General features: G+C 72.9%; 23 protein-coding genes. 12 read left to right on the top strand and 11 right to left on the bottom strand.

Annotated features, from left to right (window positions below; translation table 11 throughout):
* Positions 1–1,099: helicase-related protein (locus E1284_RS24020; protein ID WP_279433066.1), on the bottom strand; the 1,099-nt coding region annotated here is incomplete at its 3' end.
* Positions 1,100–1,376: 277 nt separating this feature from the next.
* On the opposite strand from E1284_RS24020, the gene E1284_RS24015 reads away from it, so the two are divergent.
* Entirely contained in the window at positions 1,377–2,141 is a 765-nt protein-coding gene (locus E1284_RS24015; RefSeq protein WP_243714713.1) for a nuclease-related domain-containing protein, read from the top strand.
* Between the two features lie 41 nt (positions 2,142–2,182).
* Here the strand turns inward: E1284_RS24015 and E1284_RS24010 are convergent, their stop codons facing one another.
* Together E1284_RS24010 and E1284_RS24005 are read right to left on the bottom strand one after the other, a co-directional pair.
* Positions 2,183–2,590 carry a hypothetical protein gene (locus E1284_RS24010; protein WP_131942389.1) on the bottom strand — a complete coding sequence of 136 codons (408 nt, stop codon included), beginning with the start codon at positions 2,588–2,590 and terminating at the stop codon, positions 2,183–2,185.
* A gap of 154 nt (positions 2,591–2,744) precedes the next feature.
* Positions 2,745–3,110 carry a hypothetical protein gene (locus E1284_RS24005; RefSeq protein ID WP_131942386.1) on the bottom strand — a complete coding sequence of 122 codons (366 nt, stop codon included), beginning with the start codon at positions 3,108–3,110 and terminating at the stop codon, positions 2,745–2,747.
* A 124-nt stretch (positions 3,111–3,234) separates the two neighbouring features.
* On the opposite strand from E1284_RS24005, the gene E1284_RS24000 reads away from it, so the two are divergent.
* On the top strand, positions 3,235–3,966 hold the full coding sequence (locus E1284_RS24000; RefSeq protein WP_131942385.1) for a histidine phosphatase family protein: 732 nt from the start codon (positions 3,235–3,237) through the stop codon (positions 3,964–3,966).
* A 5-nt stretch (positions 3,967–3,971) separates the two neighbouring features.
* Here the strand turns inward: E1284_RS24000 and E1284_RS23995 are convergent, their stop codons facing one another.
* Positions 3,972–5,417, bottom strand: coding sequence for a helix-turn-helix domain-containing protein (locus tag E1284_RS23995; RefSeq protein WP_243714712.1), 1,446 nt, complete (start codon positions 5,415–5,417; stop codon positions 3,972–3,974).
* A gap of 299 nt (positions 5,418–5,716) precedes the next feature.
* Between E1284_RS23995 and E1284_RS41725 the strand changes: the two genes are divergently transcribed.
* From E1284_RS41725 to E1284_RS23975, 5 genes are all read left to right on the top strand, one after another.
* Positions 5,717–5,887 carry a hypothetical protein gene (locus tag E1284_RS41725; RefSeq protein WP_165965406.1) on the top strand — a complete coding sequence of 57 codons (171 nt, stop codon included), beginning with the start codon at positions 5,717–5,719 and terminating at the stop codon, positions 5,885–5,887.
* Between the two features lie 82 nt (positions 5,888–5,969).
* Positions 5,970–6,533: a hypothetical protein gene (locus tag E1284_RS23990; protein WP_131942383.1), complete on the top strand. Its 564-nt coding sequence runs from the start codon at positions 5,970–5,972 to the stop codon at positions 6,531–6,533.
* A gap of 48 nt (positions 6,534–6,581) precedes the next feature.
* Positions 6,582–7,640: a threonine aldolase family protein gene (locus E1284_RS23985; RefSeq protein WP_131942382.1), complete on the top strand. Its 1,059-nt coding sequence runs from the start codon at positions 6,582–6,584 to the stop codon at positions 7,638–7,640.
* Between the two features lie 99 nt (positions 7,641–7,739).
* A complete protein-coding gene (locus E1284_RS23980; protein ID WP_131942381.1) occupies positions 7,740–8,930 on the top strand; it encodes a lipid-transfer protein in 1,191 nt (396 codons plus the stop codon).
* Between the two features lie 314 nt (positions 8,931–9,244).
* Complete coding sequence (locus E1284_RS23975) at positions 9,245–10,144, top strand: oxygenase MpaB family protein (RefSeq protein WP_131942380.1); 900 nt, start codon at positions 9,245–9,247, stop codon at positions 10,142–10,144.
* A 3-nt stretch (positions 10,145–10,147) separates the two neighbouring features.
* Here the strand turns inward: E1284_RS23975 and cqsA are convergent, their stop codons facing one another.
* Positions 10,148–11,299, bottom strand: a complete 1,152-nt coding sequence (gene cqsA, locus E1284_RS23970; protein ID WP_131942379.1) for an alpha-hydroxyketone-type quorum-sensing autoinducer synthase — start codon at positions 11,297–11,299, stop codon at positions 10,148–10,150.
* Between the two features lie 254 nt (positions 11,300–11,553).
* Here cqsA and E1284_RS23965 point away from each other — a divergent pair, with 254 nt between their 5' ends.
* Positions 11,554–12,582, top strand: a complete 1,029-nt coding sequence (locus E1284_RS23965; protein WP_131942378.1) for a lysylphosphatidylglycerol synthase domain-containing protein — start codon at positions 11,554–11,556, stop codon at positions 12,580–12,582.
* An 18-nt stretch (positions 12,583–12,600) separates the two neighbouring features.
* Here E1284_RS23965 and E1284_RS23960 read toward each other — a convergent pair whose 3' ends face one another.
* The 3 genes from E1284_RS23960 to E1284_RS23950 form a co-directional block, all read right to left on the bottom strand.
* Positions 12,601–13,410, bottom strand: coding sequence for an amidohydrolase family protein (locus E1284_RS23960; RefSeq protein WP_131942377.1), 810 nt, complete (start codon positions 13,408–13,410; stop codon positions 12,601–12,603).
* Positions 13,400–13,972 (bottom strand): TetR/AcrR family transcriptional regulator, encoded by a 573-nt coding sequence (locus E1284_RS23955; protein ID WP_131942376.1) that lies wholly within the window; start codon positions 13,970–13,972, stop codon positions 13,400–13,402. The genes E1284_RS23960 and E1284_RS23955 overlap by 11 nt, the downstream gene beginning before the upstream one ends.
* Before the next feature lie 113 nt (positions 13,973–14,085).
* A complete protein-coding gene (locus E1284_RS23950) occupies positions 14,086–14,901 on the bottom strand; it encodes an SGNH/GDSL hydrolase family protein (RefSeq protein WP_131942375.1) in 816 nt (271 codons plus the stop codon).
* Between the two features lie 828 nt (positions 14,902–15,729).
* Here E1284_RS23950 and E1284_RS23945 point away from each other — a divergent pair.
* The gene (locus E1284_RS23945) at positions 15,730–18,585 is read left to right on the top strand and encodes a DUF262 domain-containing protein (protein ID WP_131942374.1); all 2,856 of its coding nucleotides are present in this window, start codon (positions 15,730–15,732) and stop codon (positions 18,583–18,585) included.
* Positions 18,586–18,707: 122 nt separating this feature from the next.
* Here the strand turns inward: E1284_RS23945 and E1284_RS23940 are convergent, their stop codons facing one another.
* Positions 18,708–18,998 (bottom strand): PGPGW domain-containing protein, encoded by a 291-nt coding sequence (locus E1284_RS23940; protein WP_207923919.1) that lies wholly within the window; start codon positions 18,996–18,998, stop codon positions 18,708–18,710.
* A gap of 131 nt (positions 18,999–19,129) precedes the next feature.
* Between E1284_RS23940 and E1284_RS23935 the strand changes: the two genes are divergently transcribed.
* Both E1284_RS23935 and E1284_RS23930 read left to right on the top strand, forming a co-directional pair.
* On the top strand, positions 19,130–19,636 hold the full coding sequence (locus E1284_RS23935; RefSeq protein WP_243714711.1) for an NUDIX domain-containing protein: 507 nt from the start codon (positions 19,130–19,132) through the stop codon (positions 19,634–19,636).
* Positions 19,637–19,654: 18 nt separating this feature from the next.
* Positions 19,655–20,056 (top strand): PPOX class F420-dependent oxidoreductase, encoded by a 402-nt coding sequence (locus E1284_RS23930; RefSeq protein WP_131942373.1) that lies wholly within the window; start codon positions 19,655–19,657, stop codon positions 20,054–20,056.
* Positions 20,057–20,089: 33 nt separating this feature from the next.
* Here E1284_RS23930 and E1284_RS23925 read toward each other — a convergent pair whose 3' ends face one another.
* A complete protein-coding gene (locus E1284_RS23925; RefSeq protein WP_207923918.1) occupies positions 20,090–20,539 on the bottom strand; it encodes a CBS domain-containing protein in 450 nt (149 codons plus the stop codon).
* A gap of 403 nt (positions 20,540–20,942) precedes the next feature.
* Here E1284_RS23925 and E1284_RS23920 point away from each other — a divergent pair, with 403 nt between their 5' ends.
* The gene (locus tag E1284_RS23920) at positions 20,943–21,647 is read left to right on the top strand and encodes a CAP domain-containing protein (protein WP_243714710.1); all 705 of its coding nucleotides are present in this window, start codon (positions 20,943–20,945) and stop codon (positions 21,645–21,647) included.
* Here E1284_RS23920 and E1284_RS23915 read toward each other — a convergent pair.
* A partial coding sequence (locus tag E1284_RS23915; protein WP_131942370.1) for a CAP domain-containing protein occupies positions 21,648–22,127 on the bottom strand: 480 nt, incomplete at its 5' end. It lies immediately after the preceding gene.

Below are 22,127 nucleotides of genomic sequence, written 5' to 3'. Positions count from 1 at the left end.
GGGCGGGGAGGCGGTCGTGCTCGGCCTGCGTCCAGCAGCGGTACACGGTGCCGGGGGCCTCGCGCCCGGCACGCCCGGCACGCTGCTCGGCGGTGGCGCGGGACGCGCGGACGGTGGTGAGCGACCCCAGTCCGCGGGCGTGGTCGGTGCGGGGCTCGCGGGCGAGGCCGCTGTCGACGACCGCGCGGACGCCGGGCACGGTGAGGCTCGACTCGGCGACCGACGTGGCGAGGACGACCCGGCGGCGGGAGGACGGGGCGAGCACCTCGTCCTGCACCGCGCGGGGCGCCTGGCCGTGGATCTGCAGGACGTCGGCGGGCAGGCCGCCGAGCATCCCGGCGACGCGGGAGATCTCGCCCACGCCCGGCAGGAAGCACAGGACGTCGCCGTCGCGTTCGGCCACCGCGCGGCGGACGGTCGCGGCGACGTGCGCGAGGAGCGCCGGGTCGACGCGCAGGCCGTGCGGCGGCGGGACGGGGCGCTCCGGCGGCGCCCAGACCGTCTCCACCGGGTGCAGCGCCGCCGCGGTCTCCACCACGGGCGCATCGCCGAGGAGGCGGGCCCACGGGCCGGTGTCGGCGGTCGCGGACGCCGCGACGAGGCGCAGGTCGGGACGAAGGGCGGCGCGGACGTCCAGCAGGAACGCCAGCGCGGTGTCGGCGTCCAGGTGCCGCTCGTGGCACTCGTCCAGGATCACCGTGCCGACGTCCGCCAGCTCCGGGTCGGACTGCAGGCGCTGCAGGACGACGCCGGTGGTGACGACGTCCACGCGGGTGCCGGGGCGGTTCTCCCCCCGGACGGTGACGCCGACCCGCCCGCCGACGCGCTCGCCGAGCAGCCAGGCCATGCGGCGGGCCGCGGCGCGGGCGGCGAGGCGGCGGGGCTCCAGCACGAGGACCTTCCCGGCGGCGGCCGGGCCGCCGAGCGCGAGCCCGGCGAGGGCGAGCGGCACGAGCGTGGTCTTGCCGGTGCCGGGCGGCGCCGCCAGCACCGCCGCGCCGCCGCCGTGCCCGCCGCCGTGCCCGCCGCCGCCGAGGGCCGCGCGCAGCGCGGGGACGGCACTGCGGACGGGCAGGTTCTCGGCGGCGCTGAGGTGCATCGCCCCAGTCTGCCGCGCCCGCCCGCCGCGGCGGAAATCCATTGCACCGAAAAAGGCTCCGAATGTTGCCGTGGAAGTTGCATCGCGCCTTTCATTCGGCACTCCCGGTTCCTCCCGGAACAGCCTACGCCAATCCCAGCAAAAGACCAGGTGAGCAATGATTTCAAGGTCAGGAAGTGACCTGGGAGTTTGATTTAAGTCACCCTTTCAGCTGTAGCGGCAATGCCTTGGGTATCCCCATAATGATGGCGTCATCGCAGGTGCTGGGAGGTTCGGCATGTTCGGCAGCTCCATCTACCTCAGGGACAGGGCCGCGTTCACCGGCGGTTCGCCTCAGGCGGTGTACGAGGAGCTCTGGCAGCGCGGCCGAAAAGGGAGATTGCGGACCCGCGCATTTCTCGCCACGGCGACGGTCGTACTGTGCGCACTGCTCGTCAACGCCGTTTTCGGAATCCTGATGGGCATTCTGGTGGCGGCGGCGGACGTGTTCGTCCATTGGCGCGTGTACCACTCGACGCGGGTGTGGCGGCTCGGGCTGCGCGGCGAGCAGCGCACCAACCGGCTGCTGCGCCACACGCTGGAGCGGCGCGGGCACCGGGTGCTGTACGCGCGGACCGTCCCCGGCCACGGCACCGCCGACGAGATCGTGGTCGGCCCGGGCGGGGTGTGGCTCGTCCACAACGAGGCCTGGTCCCCGGACGCGGAGATCTCCCACCATGGCGGCAAGCTGTTCATCGACGGCCGCACCCAGTCCAAGCAGGTGGGGGCGCTGACCGCGCGGGCCGAGGCCGCCGCGCTGGCGATCTCCGGCGTCGCCGAGGTGCCGGTGCGGGTGACGCCGGTGCTGGCGGTGCACGGCGGTCGGCTCGTCCGCACCCCGTTCGCCGCGGACGGCATCGTCTTCGCGCCGCCGCTGAAGCTGATCCGCTGGATGCGCCGCAACCCCACCGCCGAGTTGTCGCCGGACGAGGTCGAGGCCGTCACGCGGGCCGCCGTGCACGCCCTCCCGATCGGCGGCCGCTCACTGTCCGCGGCGGCATGACCGGCCGCGGCACCACCCCGAGACACCTGTGGCCGGAGGGCTCACACGCCGCCGCTCACAGGGCGCCCACCGCCCGCCGCGCTCCCGCCGGCCGCGCGGGCGGTGCGGCGCAGCCACAGCAGTCCGACGACCGGCAGCACCAGCGGGACGAAGCCGTAGCCGCGCCCGAACATGGACCAGACGGTCTCGTCGGGGAACGCCGCGGAGTCGGCGACGCTGAGCGTGCCCACGATCAGCACGCCCGCCAGCTCGGTGGAGCAGGCGGCGACCGCGACCCGGAACGACGTCCGGCCGCCGCGCGCCAGCGCGACCGTCGCCAGGACGTAGACGGCCGCGGCGAACGCCGACAGGACGTAGGCGAGCGGCGCCTCGGAGTACTTGGTGGTGATCTGCACCGCCGCCCGCGCACCGGCCGCGAGCGCGAAGACCGCGTAGACGGCGACCAGCAGCCGTCCCGGGCCGGCGGCGGTGCCGGGGCGGGTCCCGCCGCCCGTGCGGGCGCCGGCGCCGGCGCGGGCGCCGCCGCCCGCACGGGTCCCGGACCCGGCGACTTCGGACCCGGCGGCCTCGGGCCGGACGGGCTCGGGTCGCGCTCGATCGGACTCAGACACCGGTGCCACTCCACAGCTGGTTCATCCGGACGACCATGACGGCGACGGCCACCCCGGCGATGACGATCACGCCGGACCCCCACCGGGTGCGCTCCAGCAGGCCCCACCCGGCGCCCGCCGCCGGGATGAGCAGCGAGCCGAGCAGGTAGCCGACGAAGGTGGCGGTGCCGTCCGGGCCCGCACCGCCGCCGAGCTTGACGAACGCCACGACGACCTGCGCGACCAGCAGCGCCTCCAGGACGCCGAGCCCGATCAGGTGCCCGAGGTCCATCGCCCGGTTGCGCAGCGCCGACACCAGCGCGTAGGCGGCGGTCAGCAGCGCCACCACGATGATCGCGGTGCCCAGGACGTCGGTCACGGCAACGAGAGTACTACCGGCTGTAGAGCAGAGCCGCATCGAGCAGCGCCCGCACCGAGCCCGCACCGAGCCCGTACCCGGCCCGCACCGCGGCGGGGACGGGGTGTCCGCGCGGCATGGCAGCATGGCGGGCGTGAGAGCGCTGCAGTGGCTGAACCTGACCCGGCACGGTGAGAGCACCGGCAACCTCGCCTACCAGGCGGTGCTCGGCACCGACGCCGAGGAGGCCGGCATCTCCGAACGCGACGCCGACATCCCGCTGTCGGACACCGGCCGCGCCCAGGCGGCGACGCTCGGCCGCTGGCTCGCCGCGCTGCCGGCGGACGAGCGCCCGACGCACGTCATCGCCTCCCCCTACCTGCGCACCGTCGACACCGCGAAGATCGCGCTCGCGCGGACGTCCTACGCCGCCCCGCAGGAGCCGGGCGGCCTCGTCCTGCGGGTGGACGAGCGGCTCCGCGACCGCGAGCAGGGCGTCCTGCAGGGCCTCACCGCCCGCGGCGTCGAGCGCCGGTTCCCCGACGAGGCGGCCCGGCTCCACCAGCTCGGCAAGTTCTACTACCGCCCGCCCGGCGGCGAGTCGTGGGCCGACCTGGCGCTGCGGCTGCGCAGCTTCTACCGCGACCTGGAGGCCGACGCCCCCGGCGGCCGCGTCCTCGCCGTCACCCACGACGCGATCATCGTCATGACCCGCTACCTGGTCGAGGACCTCACCGAGAAGGACGTGATGGAGATCGAGCGGGAGCCGGTCGCCAACGCCTCGGTGACCCGGTGGCGCAGCGACGGCTCCGAACTCCGGGCCGTCTGCTACAACGACTGCTCCCACCTCGCCGACGTCGGCGCCCCCGCCACCTAGAGCCGCTAGGGCTCGCCGTTGAGGAGCCGGTCGCTGCGCGAGGCGACGGTCGCCCGCCGCGGATCGCCCGCCGGGAGGACCGCGCGGAGCCGTTCGAGCGCCTCCAGGTCGGTGCGGCCCGGTTCGGTCTGCGCGTAGGCCCACAGCGCGTCGGCGCCGCCCCGGTCGAGGACCTGCCGCCGCACCCGCACCGCCAGCTCGTCGCGCTCCGCGCGGATCGCGGGGGCGTCCGAGCGGGGCAGCAGCTCGCCCCCGTACAGCCGCACCGCGCCCGCGACGTCGCCCTCCTCCAGCAGCCGCCGGACGGTGAGGAAGTCGGCCTCGACCGCGCAGCCGAGCCGGTAGGGGCGGGCGCGGACGACGTCGCCGAACTGCTGGCGGAGCCGGTGGATCTCGGGCCGGACGGTCGCGGGGCTGCCGTCGTCGCCGTACAGGTACAGCGACAGCCGGTCGCCGCTCAGCCCGCACGGATGCAGGGCGAGCAGCGCGAGGATCTCGGCGTGCCGCAGCGTCAGGTCGAACCGCCGGCCGTCCAGCAGCGCGTGCGGCTGCCCGCCGCCGAGCAGCGACAGCGCGAGCAGCGGCCCGTCCCCGGCGGCCGGCCGCGCCGCCGCCTCCCGCGCCCCCGCGATGGGCGGCACACGCGCGCCGGCCCGGTCGGCGAGCCGCAGCAGGAACGCCTCGCCGAGCGGCTCGGCGACGGCGACCCGGCCGTCCGGCAGCGGCACCGCCCCGCCGGGCTCGGGCGCGGGCACCCGCAGCCCCCGCAGCCCGGCCGCGCCGGCGGCGAGGACCCGGCCGGTGGCGGTGACCAGCAGACCCGCCTCGCCGAGCCCGCGCAGGTGCGGCAGCAGCCGCTCGCGCAGCCGCTCGTCCCGCACCAGCATCTCGTTCTCCAGCCGGGCCTCGGCCAGCCGCGCGGCGGCGGCGACGAGCGCGACCGTCGCCGGATGCAGCGCCGCCACGGTCGCGCTGACGTCGATGCAGCCGACGACCCGCGCCGAGTCGGGGTCGATGATCGGCGCGCCCGCGCACGACCAGCGGTGCAGGACGTGCGCGACGTGCTCGGCGGCGTAGACGTACTCGGGGCGGCCCGCGGCGAGGGCGGTGCCGATCCCGTTGGTGCCGACGGCGTCCTCCGCCCACCGGAACCCCTCGGCCAGCCCGATCGCCGCGGCGGCGCGGCGGGTGGCGGGCGGGCCCTGCGTCCACAGCACGTTCCCGTCCGCGTCGGTGATCACCATCAGGTGCTCGGTCTCGTCGGCGACCCGGCGCAGCAGCGCCTCCAGCAGCGGCAGGTGCGGCCGCAGCGGATGGGCGCCGCGGGCGTCGGCGAGGGAGTCGCGGTCGAACACCAGCGGGGCAGCCTCGACGGCGCCGTCGACGCCGGCGTCCCGGGAGCGCCGCCACGACGCGGAGATGGACGGACGGACGGCCACCGGATCGCGCACCACCATCAGTCCTTCCCCCGGAGAGAACTTCGGCCGGTCCGAGGATCGGCCCACCGGCGGGTTCCGCGCAACCGATTCGGCGGATCCCGCACGGCCGGATCCGGACACGGAACGTGAGCGGATGGTCGCAACGTGCATGCAACGTGCAGGCCCGTAGCGTTGCCGCGGCTGGGAGACGAAGGGCCATCCTGTGGGTCCCGCCGCCCCGTAGCGCGTCCGGGGGGAATGCGCGCGGGGCGGCGGGCAAGGACCCATCGGGCGCGGGGTGCTTCCGGCCTCACGGGGAGGACGAACACCGCATGCTCTGCCTGACCTGCCACCGTGTCCGACCGGCGCTCAGCGCGGCGGACTACACCGCCGAGCGCGCCTGGCTCATCGTCCGCCGGGGCCTGTGCGCCTGCAGCCCGCCCCCGCAGCCGCGGACGGAGCGCCCACCGGCCGTCCGCAAGCGCGCCCGCTCCCAGAAATAAACCTCTGGGTTCACAAAATGTTCACGGCCGGTTCGCCTACAGTTTAGGGAGAATCCACCGACCGGCCCCTGGAGGGAGCGCCATGACCGTGATCCCGGGTCTCGTCCGCCGCGCCGCCGCCGAGGCGGAGCGCCATCTGCGCGAGGGCATGGGCCTTCTCGTCAAGGTGGGACGAGATCTGGAACGGTCTGCGGAGCTGGGCCGGCTGCTGCCCTCCTACCTCGAACGCCTGGCGAGTCTAGAGCAGGCCGTCCGCGATCAGGACGCCGAGCTGCGCACGATCCGCACCGAACTGGACTCCCTCGTCGGGCAGCTCAACGACCGGCTGCTGCCGCGCATCGACGAGCGCATGGACGACACCGAGCGCGACCTCGCCGCCGTCGCCACCAGCCTGATCCGCACCGGCCGCGACACCGCCGGCAACCGCACCCGGCTGGAGACCGCCGAGCGGCGCATCGGCGACCTGCGCACCAAGGTCGCCCAGCTGGAGCAGCGGATCGGGCTGTGGCGCGACCTGCAGTCCACCGTGGCCAGGTTCGGCGACGACCTCGACGCCATGCGCGCCCGCATGGCGCTGCGCGCCGCCGAGCCTCCGGCCGACGCGGCGCCCGCGCCGGTGCAGAACATCACCGACCGCCCGGCGTAGGGGGCCGCGGCGGAACGGGGAACCGCCGGCGTCCCCGAGAATGGACGCATGACTCACCCGCCCGAGAACCGGCCCCCCGCCATGCGCGGATTCGCCAGCGACAACCAGGCCGGCGTCCATCCGGAGATCCTCGCCGCGCTCGCCGAGGTCAACGACGGGCACCAGCCCGCCTACGGCGACGACGCGGTGACGGGCCGGCTCCGCGACGTCGTCCGGCGGCACTTCGGCGACCGCGCCGAGGTGTTCCCGGTGTTCAACGGGACGGGCGCGAACGTGGTGTCGCTGCAGGCGATGTCGGAGCGGTGGAGTTCGGTCGTGTGCCCCGAGTCCGCGCACATCAACACCGACGAGTGCGGCGCCGCCGAGAAGATCGCCGGGCTGAAGCTGGTCACGGTGCCGACCCCCGACGGCAAGCTGACGCCCGGCCTCGTCGCCGCGCACGCGACGGGGTTCGGCAACATCCAGCGGCGGCAGCCCGCCGTCGTGTCGATCACCCAGAGCACCGAGCTGGGCACCGTCTACACGGCGGAGGAGACCGCGGCGATCGCGGCGGCGGCGCACGAGCGCGGCCTGACCGTCCACATGGACGGCGCCCGCATCGCCAACGCGGCCGCGTCCCTCGGCGTCCCGCTGCGCGCCCTCACCACCGACGCGGGCGTGGACGTCCTGTCGTTCGGCGGCACCAAGAACGGGCTGCTGCTCGGCGAGGCGGTCGTCGTCCTGAACCCGGACGCGGTCCGCGGGGTGGACTACCTGCGCAAGTCGAGCATGCAGCTCGCGTCCAAGATGCGCTACGTGTCGGCGCAGCTCGTCGCGCTCCTGGACGGCGACCTGTGGCTGCGCAACGCCGCCCGCGCCAACGCGATGGCCGCCCGCCTGGAGTCCGCCGCCCGCGCGGTGCCGGGCGTGGAGATCACCCAGGCCGTGCAGGCGAACACCGTCTTCGCGCGCATCCCCGCCGGCGTCGCCGACCGGCTCCGCAAGCGGTTCCCCTTCTACACCTGGGACGAGGCGTCCGGCGAGGTCCGCTGGGTCTGCTCGTTCGACACGACCGAGGCGGACGTGGACGCCTTCACCGCCGCGCTCTCGTCCGAGATGCCCGGCTGACCGGCGGCTTCGTCCCGATCATCGGGAGCGCCTGCCGCACCGGGCACCCGGCGGGTTATCGTGTGACCGAACAGCATTCGGTAACAGGAGGCGAGCCCGATGGCCAACCGCACCTTCGTCGTCGGCGTGGGCATGACCAAGTTCGAGAAGCCCGGCTCCCGCGACTGGGAGTACCCCGACATGGCCAAGGAGGCCGTCGGCAACGCCCTGAAGGACGCCGGCATCGGCTACGACAAGGTCGAGATGGCCTACGCGGGCTCGATGTACGGGTCGATGGGCCAGCGCGCCCTCTATGAGACCGGCATGACCGGCATCCCGGTCATGACCGTCATGAACGCGTGCGCGACCGGCTCCAGCGCGCTGTTCCTCGCCCGCCAGGCCGTCCGCGGCGGCCTCGCCGACTGCGCCCTCGCGCTCGGCATGGAGAAGATGAAGAAGGGCTCCCTCGGCGCCGGCGTCGGCGAGTCCAAGGTCACCATCATCGACCACCACCTGCGCTCGATGACCGCGGGCCGCGAATGGGAGCTGGACAAGGCGCCCATGCCGCAGATGTTCGGCAACGCCGGCCGCGAGCACATGGAGAAGTACGGCTCCACCCCCGACCACTACGCCTGGATCGGCTGGAAGAACCACAAGCACTCGGTCAACAACCCGTACGCGCAGTTCCAGACCGAGTACACGCTCGACGACGTCAAGAACGCCACGATGATCTTCGACCCGCTGACCAAGCTGCAGTGCTCCCCCACCTCCGACGGCGCGGGCGCCGCGATCGTCGTCAGCGAGCGGTTCCTCGACGAGCACGACCTGTGGGACCAGGCCGTCGAGATCGCCGGCCACTACATCGCCACCGACACCCCGCAGAGCTTCGAGGACCACTCCTCCATCCAGGTCGTCGGCTTCGGCGTCTCCCGGCTCGCCGCCCGCAAGGCCATGGACGAGGCCCAGGTCTCCATCGAGGACGTCGACGTCATCGAACTCCACGACTGCTTCAGCGCCAACGAGCTCATCACCTACGAGGCGCTCGGCATGGCCGAGGTCGGCGAGGGCCACAAGCTCATCGACGACCAGGCCACCACCTACGGCGGCACGTGGGTCGTCAACCCGTCCGGGGGCCTCATCTCCAAGGGCCACCCCCTCGGCGCCACCGGTCTCGCCCAGTGCGCCGAACTGACCTGGCAGCTCCGCGGCCAGGCCGACAAGCGCCAGGTGGAAGGCGCCCGAGTCGCCCTCCAGCACAACATCGGCCTGGGCAGCGCCTGCGCCGTGGCCGTCTACAAGCCCGCTGTGTAAGCCCAGGGGGGCGACCCCCTGGAACCCCCGTCACGAGCCGGTCGATCCTCACGCCACCGTGCGGGTGTGTTGTGACCGTGCGGGTCGCCGGTGTCGCTGCGGTCGCCCGGCTCGACGGGTCGGGCGACCTCCGGGCGCTGGAGCGCCCTCCGGCCGCCCGACCCGTGCTCCGGTGGCGGGGATCCACTCCAAGAGAGTCCATTCGAAGGGCGAGGGGGCTCCTGGTCGGTACGGTGTAGGCGTGCGACAAACGTTGACTCTTGTCTCACGGTGAATCTATGCTCGTGGGCAAGTGCCGCTGGTGTGGAGGTGCCATGCCCGCCTCGTCCCTGCCTCGCGTTCCGTCGTCCCGGACGGCGGCGCGTGCGCCGCTGGTGCCCGGGACGCTGCTGTGGCGGTACGCCGGTGATCTGCGGTCGCTGCTGCCCGGGGCGGCGGCCGGGCTGATGCAGCTCATGCATCCGGGCATCGGCGCCGGGGTCGGCGAGCACTCGGCGTTCTTCGACGCGCCGTTCGACCGGATCCACCGGTCCGTCCCGCAGATCTGGGCGACGATCCTCGCGCCGGACGGCGTCACGCGCGCCCGCGGCATCCGCGACCTGCACCGCGCGATCGGCGGCGTGGACGAGCACGGCAGGCGCTACCACGCGCTCGAACCCGAGACGTTCTGGTGGGCGCACGCCACGTTCACCTGGGAGATCTTCAAGGCCGCCGAGACGTTCCACCCCGGCACGCTCAGCGCCGAGGACCACGAGCAGATGTACGCCGAGACCGTCACCTGGTACTCCCGCTACGGCGTCAGCATGCGGCCCGTCCCCGCCGACTACGCGGCGTTCCAGTCGAAGTTCTGGCATGTGTGCGCGAAGACGCTCGAACTCACGCCCGCCGCCGCGCGGGCCCTGGAGATCGCCAAGCACGGCTCCGGGACCATCACCGTCCTGCCCGTCGGCGGACCGCGCCTCGACCGCGCCGGACGCCTGGTCATCGAGCGCCCGCTGCGGCTCATCACGTTCGGCTGCCTGCCGACGCTCGTCCGGGAGCGGTTCGACATCCCCTGGTCGGCGCTCGACCAGGCCCGGTTCTCCGCGCTGGCGATGGCCAACCGGCAGGGCTACCGCATGATGCCCAGCGGCTTCAACCACTGGGCCCTGCGCAGCATGCTCCGCTACATCGGCGCCCAGACGCGCCAGGACCGGTACCAGCCGGCCGCGTGAGGATCACACGGCGGCCGCCGCCCGGGAACGCAGTTCCTTGCAGGCGTTGAGCACCCGGCGGACGTCCCCGTCGGTCAGCCCCGCGTGCACGGACAGGCGCACCAGCGTGCGGCCCACCGACGCCGTCGGCGGGAACAGCGCCGCGCTGAAGATGTCGCGGCCGACCAGCGCGTCCCGCATGAGCGTCGCCTCCGACTCCGAGCCGGCCTCCAGCGCGATGATCTGCGTGTCGGACTCGACCAGCCGGTAGCCGAGGGAGGACAGCCCGTCCCGCAGCCGGGCGGTGACCGCGCGGAGCCGGCCGCGCCGCCAGCCCTCCCGGCGGACGGTCTTCAGCGCCGCCGCCAGGCCCGCGACGTCGTGCGGCAGCAGCGTCGAGCCGAACACGGCGGGGAGCGCGGTGTGGGTGAAGTAGTCCGCGAAACCGGGGCGGTCGCAGGCGATCAGGCCGGCGCGTCCCGGCAGGGCCTTCGCCAGGCTCGCCGTGCGGAAGTCGACGCGGCCGGTGAGCCCCAGCGCGGCGGCCAGGCCCTCGCCGCGCTCCCCGTGCGTGCCGAGCGAGTGCGACTCGTCCACGACCAGGAGGCAGCCGTGCTCCTCGGCCACCTCGACCAGGTCGGCCAGCGGGGCCGCCGAGCCGTCGGTGCTGTAGACGGCGTCCACGGCGATCACGCCGGAGCCGCCCACCTCGATCCGGCGGCGCAGGTGGTCGAGGTCGTTGTGGCGGAAGTAGGCCAGTTCCGCGCCCGCCGCCCGCGCCCCCTCCCACAGCGACATGTGCGCGAGGACGTCCAGGTAGACGGGGACGTCCGGGCCGGCGACCACCTGCAGCAGCCCGGTGTTGGCGGCCCATCCCGACGGGCACAGCACCGCGGCCCGCGCGCCCAGGTGCCGGGCGAACTCCTCGCCGAGAACGATCTGCGAGTGGTCGTCGGGCAGGCAGGGCCCCGCCGGGGGCGCCGCGGCCTCCCCGTCCCGCAGGCTGGCGATCATGGCCTCGGTGATCGCCGGATGCTCGGCCAGCGCGAGGTAGTCGCTACAGGTCAGCACGATCGCCCGGTCGCCCGGGGCCCTGGCCGGCAGCGGGCGGCGCCCGCCCCGCGTCCCCCGGAACACCCTGATGCGTTCGCCCAGCCGCTGGTGAGCGCTGGTCATGGTCGTCACCCTCCCCGGTCAAATGATCGTCACTTCCTGTAGCGATCTCTAATCATAGGGTGAAAAGAATCTAGGTCGGGAACCAACCCGCGCAGCGCCGCGGAAATATCCGCGCCGCGCCGCGCCGGCGGCCGGGCGGCGCCCTCCGCATCCCCCGGGCTTCCCGACTCACCAGGCGAAACGTCCCATATCGTTCGCCTCAGCGGGTATCAGCCGGTCACACGTTCTTCATTCCCGTCAGCGAACAGTGGGGTGTGAACACGATCGCCGCCGGCGCCGAACGGGCGGTGCCCGCCGAGCTCCCCGAGCCCGGCGTCCGCACCGCCCCGCCTCCCGCCGTCCAGCGGATCCACCGGGCCCGCTGGACGATCCTCGGGGTGCTCCTCGCCGGCACCGCCACGGCCCTGATGGTGACGCTCGGACCGCTGCGCCCGGCGGGGGCCGCGCTCGGCCACATGCGCTGGGAGTTCCTGCCGACGCTGGTCCTGCTGTGCCTGCTGCACTACGTGTTCTCCGCGGTCGCCCTGCGGGGCGCCGCGGGCCGGCCGCTGCCGCTGGTCGCCACCACGCTCGCGCAGTTCACCGCGTCCGCCGCGAACCGGATCACCCCGGGCGGGCTCGGCGCCGCCGCCGTCAACACCCGCTACCTCGTCTGCCGCGGGCTGCCGCTGCCGCGCGCCGCGGTCGCCGTCGCGGTCCTGCAGGTGGCGGGCGCCCCCGCCGACCTGCTGCTGCTCGGCGCCGTCCTCGCCCTCGGCGGCGGGAACGGCCGGATGCTGGACGCCCTCGGCGAGCACGCCGCGCACGCCGCGGGGCTGCTGCCGCCCCTCCCGCTGCTCATCGCGGGCGGGGTGCTGCTGCCCGCCGCCGTGCTGTGGGGCCGCCGCGCGGCGCGCTCGGCCGCGGTCGGGCGGGCCGTCGCCGGGTTCACCGACCTGTGCCGCCGCCCGCGCGACCTGCTGGTCACCCTGGCCGCGTCCGCCGGGACCACGCTCGCCCTCGGGGTGGCGTTCGCGCTCAGCGTCCTCGCCGTCCCCGCCGCGGCGGCCGGCCCCGCCGACCTCCTCACCCTCGTCGCCGCCTACCTGGTGGGGGCCGCCGCCGGCGCCGCCGTCCCGCTGCCCGGCGGCGTCGGCTCCACCGAGACCGCGCTCGTCGCCGCGCTCGCCGCCCTGGGCATCGAGGCGGGCCCGGCGCTGCACGCCGTCCTGCTGTTCCGCGCGGTCACGTTCTGGGCGCCCGTCCCGCTCGGGCTCCTGTCCTACCGGACGCTCCGCCGGTGACCTTTACGTTGTAGATCACTAGATGCGGAACACCTTCGCGGCGTTGCCGGACAGGAACGCCTCCCTGGCCGGGGCGCTCAGGCCGAGGTCGTCCAGGCCCTTGAGCGCCCGGTCGGCGGTCAGCATCGGATAGTTGGTGCCGAACATGACCTTGTGGTTCCCGTCCTGCGTCATGTACCGGACGAGTTCCGGCGGATACCTGCGCACCGTGTACGCGGACGTGTCGATGTAGACGTTCGGGTGCTTGCGGCACACCGCGACCATCTCCTCCGTCCACGGGTAGCCGATATGCCCGCCGACGATGACGAGCTCGGGGAAGTCGAGCGCGACCTGGTCGATGTACGGGATCGGCCGCCCCGTCTCACTCGGACGCAACGGACCGGTGTGACCGACCTGCGTGCAGAAGGGGACGCCCAGCTCCACGCACTCCGCGAAGAGCGGGTAATAGCGGCGGTCGGTGGGCGGCAGCTCCCACAGCCACGGGACGACGCGGAGCCCCTTGAAGCCGAGCTCGCGCACGCACCGCCTCAGCTCGCGCACGGCCTCCATGGGCCTGCGCAGGTCGACCGAGGCGACGCCCATGAGCCGGTCGGGCGCCTGTTCGACGAACGAGGCGACTTCGTCGTTGCTGACGAGGTCGCCCTCGGGTCCGCACCAGGCGCTGATGAGGCCGACGTCCACTCCCCCGGCGTCCATGGCGGCGACGGTCGTCTCGACGGGCACCTCCTCCGCCGGCGGCTTGCTCCCCAGCCACCGCCACAGCGAGTCCAGCATCTCGTGCTGCAGGAACCGGACCGTGCCGTGCTGCATCCATGCGTCAATCACCATGCGTGCCTCCCACCGACCGCCACGCGGCCTCGCTCAGCGACTCGACCTGCCCGCCGTCCGGCTCGGGGCACTCGCCGTTCAGCCACAGCCGGCACAACTCCTGGGCGGGGCCGAGCCAGAGGACGAACGCGGTCAGGCCGTCCAGATCGTTCAGCGCGCCATGGCGCGCGTGGACGCGCCACCAGGCGCGCACCTCTCGGAAGAACGTCCGGTTGCGCTCGGCCCTCGCAGCGCTCGCAACCGGACGTTCGGTGAACATGAACCGAGCCCTGGCGGGGTGCTCCCTGCACCACCGCACGTGGAACGCCACAACACCGGTCACCGCTTCGCGCGCACCGTCGTGGGCCTTCAGTTCGGCGAGGAACGCGTCCTGGTACAGGGTGATGCACTCGACGAACAGCGCCTCGGCCACCTGCTCCTTGCCCGCGAAGTGGTGGTAGAAGCTGCCGACGCTCACACCGCTCGCCGCCCGGAGCGCGCTCAGCGTCGTCCCGGCGACCCCGTCCCGTCCGAACAGCTCCAGCGCCGCCCGCAGCACTCTCTCCCGCCCGACCTCGGTCACAGAACATCATTCTGGCAGCCTAGAACAATGTTCTGTCAACCTCGGGAGCCCGGACGCGCGGCGGCCCCGGCCGCCGGGGTGGGCGCGCGGCCGGGGCCGGAGGCAGTGACCGGTCAGGTCTGGTTCTGGAGCGCGAGGCTCGCGGAGCCCGTCAGCGCGGGCAGGTAGCCGAGCCGGTGGCCCAGCGCGGTCGGGTGGTAGGACGAGTCGATCGGGATCGTCACCGCGTTGAGCCAGTCGTCGCCCGAGCACAGCTCGTGGCCGGCGAACTCGTCGCGGACGTCCGACCAGGTGAACCCGGCGCGTCCCGCCGCCTTGGCGATGACGCCGTCGAGGGTGTCGGCGGCGCCGTTCAGCGCGGTGCGCTTGGTGTTGCTGAGCCCCACGCACACATTGACGATCTTGTACAGGTGCGGGTAGCCGAGCACGACCACGCGCGCGGACGGCGACTTCGCGCGGATCTTGCCGTAGAGGGAGTCGAGCCGGCCGGGCAGCGTGTTCGTCATGTAGCTCTCGGCCTCCGCCACCCGGCTCTGGCAGGTCGAGGTCGAGTACAGGACGCAGGTCTGCATCACGTCGGCGAACCCGGCGTCGTTCCCCCCTGCCGTGATGCTGACGAGCGTCGTCGACGAGCTGAGCGCGCCGAGCTGACCGCTCGCGACGGTGGCGGTGGTGGCGCCCGAGCAGGCCACGAACGAGAAGGACGACGTCGAATGCGCCGCCGCCCACAGGTTCGGGTAGGCGTTGGCGCTGCGGTTGCACGACCCGCTGCCCGGGTCGTAGCTTCCGGCCCCCGTGCCGGAGGAGTAGGAGTCCCCGAGTGCGACGTAGCTCGTACCGGCCGCCGCGGCGGAACCGGACCAGAGCAGTGAGGTGGCGGCGAGGGTCGCCGCGCCGAGAGCGGCCAGACAGGGGCGGGAAAGACGCATCTGCACTCCGGAGCGTCGTATCGAATTGTGCCGCTCCGCTTATACCCGCCCGGCCATTCTCCCAAGCTCCGGATCTGATCAACTCACTTTGTCACATTTCGCCGTTGAAATCCGAAATGAGAAGGAATTCTCAGCTGTCAAGAAACAGGAGATAACAACCATTATCCAGCACATCACGCCAGCCCCAGAGATCACACCGCTCCCTTTAACCGAGGCCCGGCTCCGGACCACCAAGGGCCGACCGCCACCCAAGGACACGCGGGCCCGCCACCGTCCCGGAACGCGCGCAGTCGCCCTTGGGCGGTCGCGCGGCAATGCCCGCGTCGAGCCCGCCGCCGGACGCGCGGATCCCGTCTTGATGGGCCACACCCGGCAACCTTCACTCTGAACCCCGCGCCCGGTGCTAGTCTGCGCGTTGATCGAGTTCACGCATGCGCTGTTCTCGGTGGCGTGTCCTCGTGCGCGCGGCGGTCGCCCGGCAACCGGGCGGAGGCCGGGCTCTCCACGGGCTCCCGGCACCCCCGCCGCCGCGCACTCCAGGAAGGGCGGCCCTCCGTCGTGCATCCTTCGTCGGCACAGCGGCACGGCGGCCCCGCAACGGCGGCGGCGGTCGGTGCGGCCGTCGAAGCGGCGGTCTCTGCGCGGGAGACCGCCGCATTACCGCGGAAAGCGGCATGGACCTGTACCCACGGAGACCGGGCGGATCAGCTACCACGGCCGCCTCCCATTCGCTCTACTCCGTCACCGACCGTGACTGGGGAAAAACCGACACCATAACCAGCTCGTACTGATGTTCATCCCACGGCAGTCCGTTCGGAAGGTCCCCCCATGCAGGCTCATGAGGTCGCGTTTTTCAAGCTCATCGAGGGTGAGAAGCAGTTCCAGATTCCGCTGTACCAGCGCACCTATAGCTGGGGGCAGCGGGAATGGGCGCGGCTGTGGGCGGACGTCCTCGAACACGCGGAGATCATCGCGGCCGGGGAGGACCGGCCGGCGCATTTCATCGGCTCGGTCGTCCTCGCGCCCGGCACGATGTCGGCCGGGGACATCCAGCGGTGGCTGGTCGTCGACGGGCAGCAGCGGCTCACGACGCTGATGCTCGCGTGCTGCGCGCTGCGCGACCGCCTCAAGGACCTCTCGCCGCGCGAGGCGGGGCGCATCCACAAGCAGTACCTCGTCAACGAGTACCGCGACGGACTGGAGCACTTCCGCCTCCTGCCCACCCAGGCCGACCGCGAGGCGTTCGCCGCGTGCATGGAAAGCGGGGCGAACGCCGGCGGCAGCGACGGAATCGGCGCCGCCTACCGCTTCTTCAAGCAGGCGCTGATCGACTACGACCCGGACGGCGACGTGGAGGCGCTCAAGCGGCTGGAGACCGTTGTCCGCAGCCGGCTGTCCGTCGTGGAGATCACCGCCGAGCACGGCGACAACGTGTACCGGATCTTCGAGTCGCTCAACAACACCGGCGTCAAGCTCAGCCAGACCGACCTGCTCCGCAATTACGTCTTCATGCTCCTGCCGACCATCGGCGAGCGCGTCTACACGAAGATCTGGCTGCCCATGCAGCAGGAACTCGGTGCGGACAACCTGGAGCTCCTCGCCTGGCTCGACCTGGTGATCCGCGGCGACTACCGGGCCAAGCAGAGCGAGATCTACCGCGCCCAGCAGCGGCGCCTCAGTGAAATCGTCCACCAGGGCGGCGAAGAGGCGCTGGAAGGCGAGATCGCCGAACTCTACCGGCGCGGCCGGCTCCTCATGCGGGTCATCGAACCGGCCAGGGAAGAGGACGCCGAACTCCGCGCCGCCCTGCTGCGGCTGCACGAATGGGGCGGGCAGATCACGTTCCCGATCGCCCTGCACATGCTCGACCTCCTCGACCACGGAAAGACCACGGCCGCGCAGGTCGCCCGTGCCCTCTCCTTCGTGGAGAGCTTCCTCGTCCGCCGGATGATCGCCGGGATACCGACCAACAACCTCAACCGGATCCTCAACAGCGCGCCCAAGGAACTGGAGGCGGGCCGCCCGATCGACGAGGCCGTGCACCGCTACCTCTCCGGAGAGCGCCGCTACTGGCCGTCCGACGACCAGCTCCGCACCGCCGTCCGGACGCGGCCGTTCTACTGGTCGGGACGCCCGAACCAGCGCTTCTTCGTCCTCAAGCGCCTGGAGCAGAGCCACGAGTCGAGCGAGCCGGTCGACTTCGCGGCGGCGAAGCTCACGATCGAGCACATCATGCCGCAGACCGTCACGCAGGACTGGCTCGATCTCCTGTCCGCCGAGGTGACCGACGAGGACGGGCCCGCCGAGCTGCACGCCGAACTCCTGCACACCCTCGGCAACCTCACCCTGACGGGCGACAACTCGAAGCTCTCCAACCACCCGTTCCAGCGCAAGCAGGAGATCTTCGACGCCAGCGCGCTGCACATGAACCGCGAGATCGCCGACGCGCCCCGCTGGGGCAAGGCGCAGATCCTGGCCCGCGCCGAGGCGCTGACCGGACGCTGCGTCGCGCTCTGGCCGGCGCCGCTCCCCGGCGGCTCCGACCTCGAGGACGAGCGCCGCACCTGGGTCCTGCTGCGGCGCCTGCTCGCCGAGCTCCCCACCGGCTCGTGGACGACGTTCGGCGACCTGGCGACCGTGATCGGCTCCAATCCCGCCGGCGTCGGCGGCTACATGGCGTCCCGTCCCGGCCTGGAGAACGCGCACCGGGTCCTCACGTCGGAGGGCACGGTGTCGCCCTCGTTCCGCTGGCCGGACGGCCGCGCCGAGACGGCCCGCGCCGTCCTGGAGACGGAGGGCGTGAGCTTCTCCGACGGCGGCGCCGCCGACGGCGCCCAGCGACTCACCGCCGAGTCCCTCGCGAAACTCATCGGCATGGACACCCCGGAGGACGCCGAGGACGACCGGGAGCGGCATCTCGGCCGCTTCGAAGCCCAGCTCTCCGTCCATGGAGACGAGACCGTCGAGCTGACGGCCCGGGTCCTGGAGCACTGGACCGGGAAAGGCGGCAACCTCGACTTCGGGAGCAGCAAGACCGATACGAGCTGCTACCCGTGGCTGGAGGACCCCAATGACGCCCGCGGCTGGATCTGGCCGGTCGTCTTCTACCCTCGCAGCGCCACCATCGAAGTCGTCTTCCAGCACCTCGCCAAACGTCCCCCCTTCGATGACATGGCGCGGCGCGAGGAGTTCCGCCGGCGTCTCAACCTGATCGACGGCGTCGCCATCCCCGAAGACCGCCTGGCCAAGCGCCCGAGCTTCCCCGTCAACGCCCTTTCCGGCGACGGCATCAAGCACTTCATCGAGGCGCTCGACTGGTTCATGGACCAGGTCGGCACCGCCCGGCCCTCGGCGGACGCCCCGGCCACCGAGCCGGACATCTCCGGCCTCGCCGCCGAATTCCACAGCGCGATGCTGCTCCTCTACACGCGCACGAAAACCGAAGCCGACTACAACGCGTCCGCGTTTCTGAGCATGGTCACCGAGCACGGCGGCGTGGGCGCGGCCAAAAGCCTTCTCGCCTCACCGCACATCTCCGACGGATTCGCGGCCCTCCACGAACGCGGCCGCCTGGACCTCTCCGTAGAAGCCCAGGCAGCCGATCCCCGCTTCGCCGCCCTCTTCACCGAGGAGGAACGAGACCGCGCCGCCCACCGCCTCACCGAGGCCGGCTACAAGCTCTGAGATCGCACGGCTTTCCGACATGCGTCCAGCCCACCACGCGGCGGTGGGCTGGACGCGGTGAGCCGCCTTCGGCAAGACGAAAGGCGACTCCCGCTGAGCGGTGCCGGCTGAGCGGTGCCGTCCTAGTCCTTCGCCGTCCTGGCCCGGAGGGTGGTGCGCAGTCTGTGCCAGGCGGCTTTGGCGTGGGTGTTCAGGCGGGTGCTGAGGCGGCGGGCGGTGGGGAACTCGGTCCCGAGGAGGCCGAGGCCCGCGAGCATGGCGACCACGCCGGGGCCCGGCAGGACGAGCATGGCGACGCCCGCGACGATCAGGGCGGACCCGGCCGCCGCGACGGCGATCTTGCGCAGCAGGCGGACGTGGGCCCGGTGCCGGGGCCGCGCGTCCGGCGTGGCACGTTCCATCGTGGTCGTCACAGCGTCCTCCCCCGTCGTGGACTTGTGTGTGGGACGAACGGCGGTGGCGTCCGGGATCCCGATCCGGCCGGATGTGATCAGGACCACAGCGGCTGCCGGGGGCCGTCCGGGCGGCCGCTAGCATTTCGCGGGTGAAGATCCCGTTCGGCGTGGGGCGCCGGGTGCGCGGGCGGTTCGGGGCATGGGCCGCGCCGGTGTGGAAGCGGCTCGGCGGGCGGGTGCAGTGGCGGCTCGCGCGGTTCCGGCACCGGACGTTCCTGGTGTACGCGGGCGGGGTCGTCCGGGACGAGCGGGGGCGCATCCTGCTGCTGCGGCACCGGCTGTGGCCGGCGTACCGCGCGTGGGGGCTGCCCGGCGGGTACGTCAACGCCGGGGAGCGGCTGGAGGACGGGGTCGCCCGTGAGGTGCGGGAGGAGACGGCCCTGGAGGTGGAGGTACCCGGGCCTCCGCTGGGGCTCGCCAGCGGCTTCCGTCACCGGGTCGAGGCCTACTACGAGGCGCGGGTCGTCGGCGGGCGGCTCGAACTGGACGCGGCGGAGATCCTCGAGGCGCGCTGGTTCCCGCCGGACGGGCTGCCGGACGAGATGTCGCCCAGGCTGCGGAAGGTCATCACCGGATTTGACCTCAAGCCGGGTTGAGGTTGCACGGTGGACGGCATGAGCCTCACGGATGCGGAACGCGAGTACCTGTCGACGCAGCGGCTGGGCCGGCTGGCCACGGTCGGCCCGAAGGGCGACCCGCAGAACAACCCCGTCGGATTCACCTACAACGCCGAGACCGGCACCATCGACATCCGCGGCTGGAATCTCGCCAAGAGCCGCAAGTACCGGAATCTGCGCGACAACGACCAGGTGGCGTTCGTCGTCGACGACCTGGCGTCCGTCCAGCCCTGGAAGGTGCGCGGCATCGAGATCCGGGGACGCGCCGAAACCGCCGTGGCCGAGGCCCCGGAGGGGTCGCACGTCGGTGACGACCTCATCCGCGTCCACCCCCGTGTCGTGTTCTCGTGGGGTATCGACCCCGATGCCGAGGGGATGACCAAACGCACCGTTGTGTAGCGGGTCGCCCGGCGCCTGACGTCCGGGGGTGTTTCAGGCGCCCGGGAGGGGCTCCTGCAGGGCGAACCGGTCGGCGGTGGCGTGGCACTTGGGGCAGCGGGCCGGCGCGTGCTCGCCCCGGACGACCTCGCCGCAGACGGCGCACGCCCACTCGGTGGTGAGCAGCGCCATGACGTCCGAGCGGGCGACGATCCCGACAAGGTCGCGGCCCGACATGACCGGGACGCGTCGGATGCGCCGTTCGAGCAGGAGGTGGCGCGCCTCCTCGACATCGGTGTCCTCGGTGACGCTGATGACGCCGGACGTCATGACGTCGGCGGCGGTCTCCCCCGTGCGGGCCAGCAGGTCGTACTCGCTGACCAGGCCCACGACGGCTCCGTGGTCGTCCACGACCGGGACGGCGCTGATCCGGCGGGCGCGCAGCAGGGCCGCGACGTCGGGCACGGGCGCGTCCTGATCCACGGTGATCACCGGGCTCGTCATGATCTCTTTGACCTTCACTGCTGCCGCCCCAGAGTCAAGCGGGCTCCCCGCACCGTCCGGTGGGTGAAGCCCCATTCGTGGTCCTCCCCTATGACCTTAGATGTCGCGATCGTTCCGTCCGGCACCGGGCCGGAGCGACCGCTCGTCCGCAGGTCACCCTCAGTCCTTCCCGATATCGCGCGGATGATCCGGATCCGGGCGGGCCGCAACCGGCAAGGCCCGGCGTCGCACCGGCGCCCCCTCGATCGCGAAGTATCTGAATATTTAGTGTTATCGCCCGTCCTGTCCGGGGTCTGCACCGTATCTACAGGCACCCGACGAGAGAGGACGTGGCATCGCCATGAGTAACCCCATTCCCCCCAGGGGCGGAGGGCCGGGCCCGAGGCGGCGGCAGCAGCGGACCGTGTCCGGGCGCGCGGCGGCGTGGACGGCCGCGGGCGCCGCGGGGCTGCTGGTGGCCGGCGGCATCGCCGGCATGGCGAGCGGCGCGTTCGACGGCGATCCCGGCGCCGCTCCGGCCGCAAGTGGTTCCTCGGCCTCCCCTGCCGCGTCCGCGCCGGTCCTGCCCGACGCCGCGGAGCCGTCACCGAGCCCGACGGGAAGCCCGACCTCGACCCGGAGACCACGAAAGGTCTCGAAGTCGCGCACGCCGACGCCCCGCGCGACCCGCCCGCGTTCGTCCAAGCCGGCGCCCGCCCGGACGAAGGCTCCGTCCGCCCCGGCGAGCGGTGGCACTGCGGCGCAGGTCATCGCCTTGGTGAACCAGGAGCGCGCGAAGCAGGGATGCCGCGCCGTGACGTCCGACGCCCGGCTGACGCAGGCGGCGCAGGGCCATTCGGCGGACATGGCCCGACGGGGCTTCTTCGACCACACCAACCCCGACGGCAAGAGCCCCGGCGACCGGATCACCGCCACCGGATACCGGTGGTCCACCTACGGCGAGAACATCGCCAAGGGTCAGCCCACGCCCGCGAGCGTCATGAAGGCCTGGATGAACAGCCCCGGCCACCGCGCCAACATCCTGAACTGCACGTTCGCCGAGATCGGCATCGGCGTGGTGAAGTCGGGCGGCCCGTACTGGACGCAGGTGTTCGGCACCGCCCGCTGATCACCGGGGCGTCGCGAAGACCTGCGTCCACCAGGGCCCGCCGCCGCCCCGGACGACGCCGATCCCGACCGTCGTCAGCCGGCAGTTCAGAATGTTGGCGCGGTGCCCCTCGCTGTTCATCCAGCTGCCGACGACGGCGGACGGCGTCGACTGGCCGCGCGCGATGTTCTCCGCCCACACGCTCCAGCGGAAGCCGGCCGCGGTGATCCGCTCCCCCGGGTCGTCGCCGCCCGCGCCGCGGTGGTCGAGGACGCGGCGGGACGCCATGTCCGCCGAATGCCGCTGCGCCGCCCGGTGCAGGGCCGGCGAGACGCGCAGCGGCCCGCATCCGGCGCCGGCCCGCCGCGCGTTGACCAGCTTCACGACCTGCTGCTCGACGGTCGCGGGCGTGCGGCGCGGCGCGACCCGGTCCTTGCCGGACGCGGCGTCCGGCTCGGGCGGCGGCGTCTGCGAGGCCGTCCGCTGGACGGGGGCGGGGGC

The sequence above is a fragment of the Actinomadura bangladeshensis genome, from assembly GCF_004348335.1.
Lineage (GTDB): Bacteria > Actinomycetota > Actinomycetes > Streptosporangiales > Streptosporangiaceae > Spirillospora > Spirillospora bangladeshensis.
The sequence above is the reverse complement of the archived record's forward strand: the minus strand, read 5'-3'. Positions and strand labels throughout refer to the sequence as shown.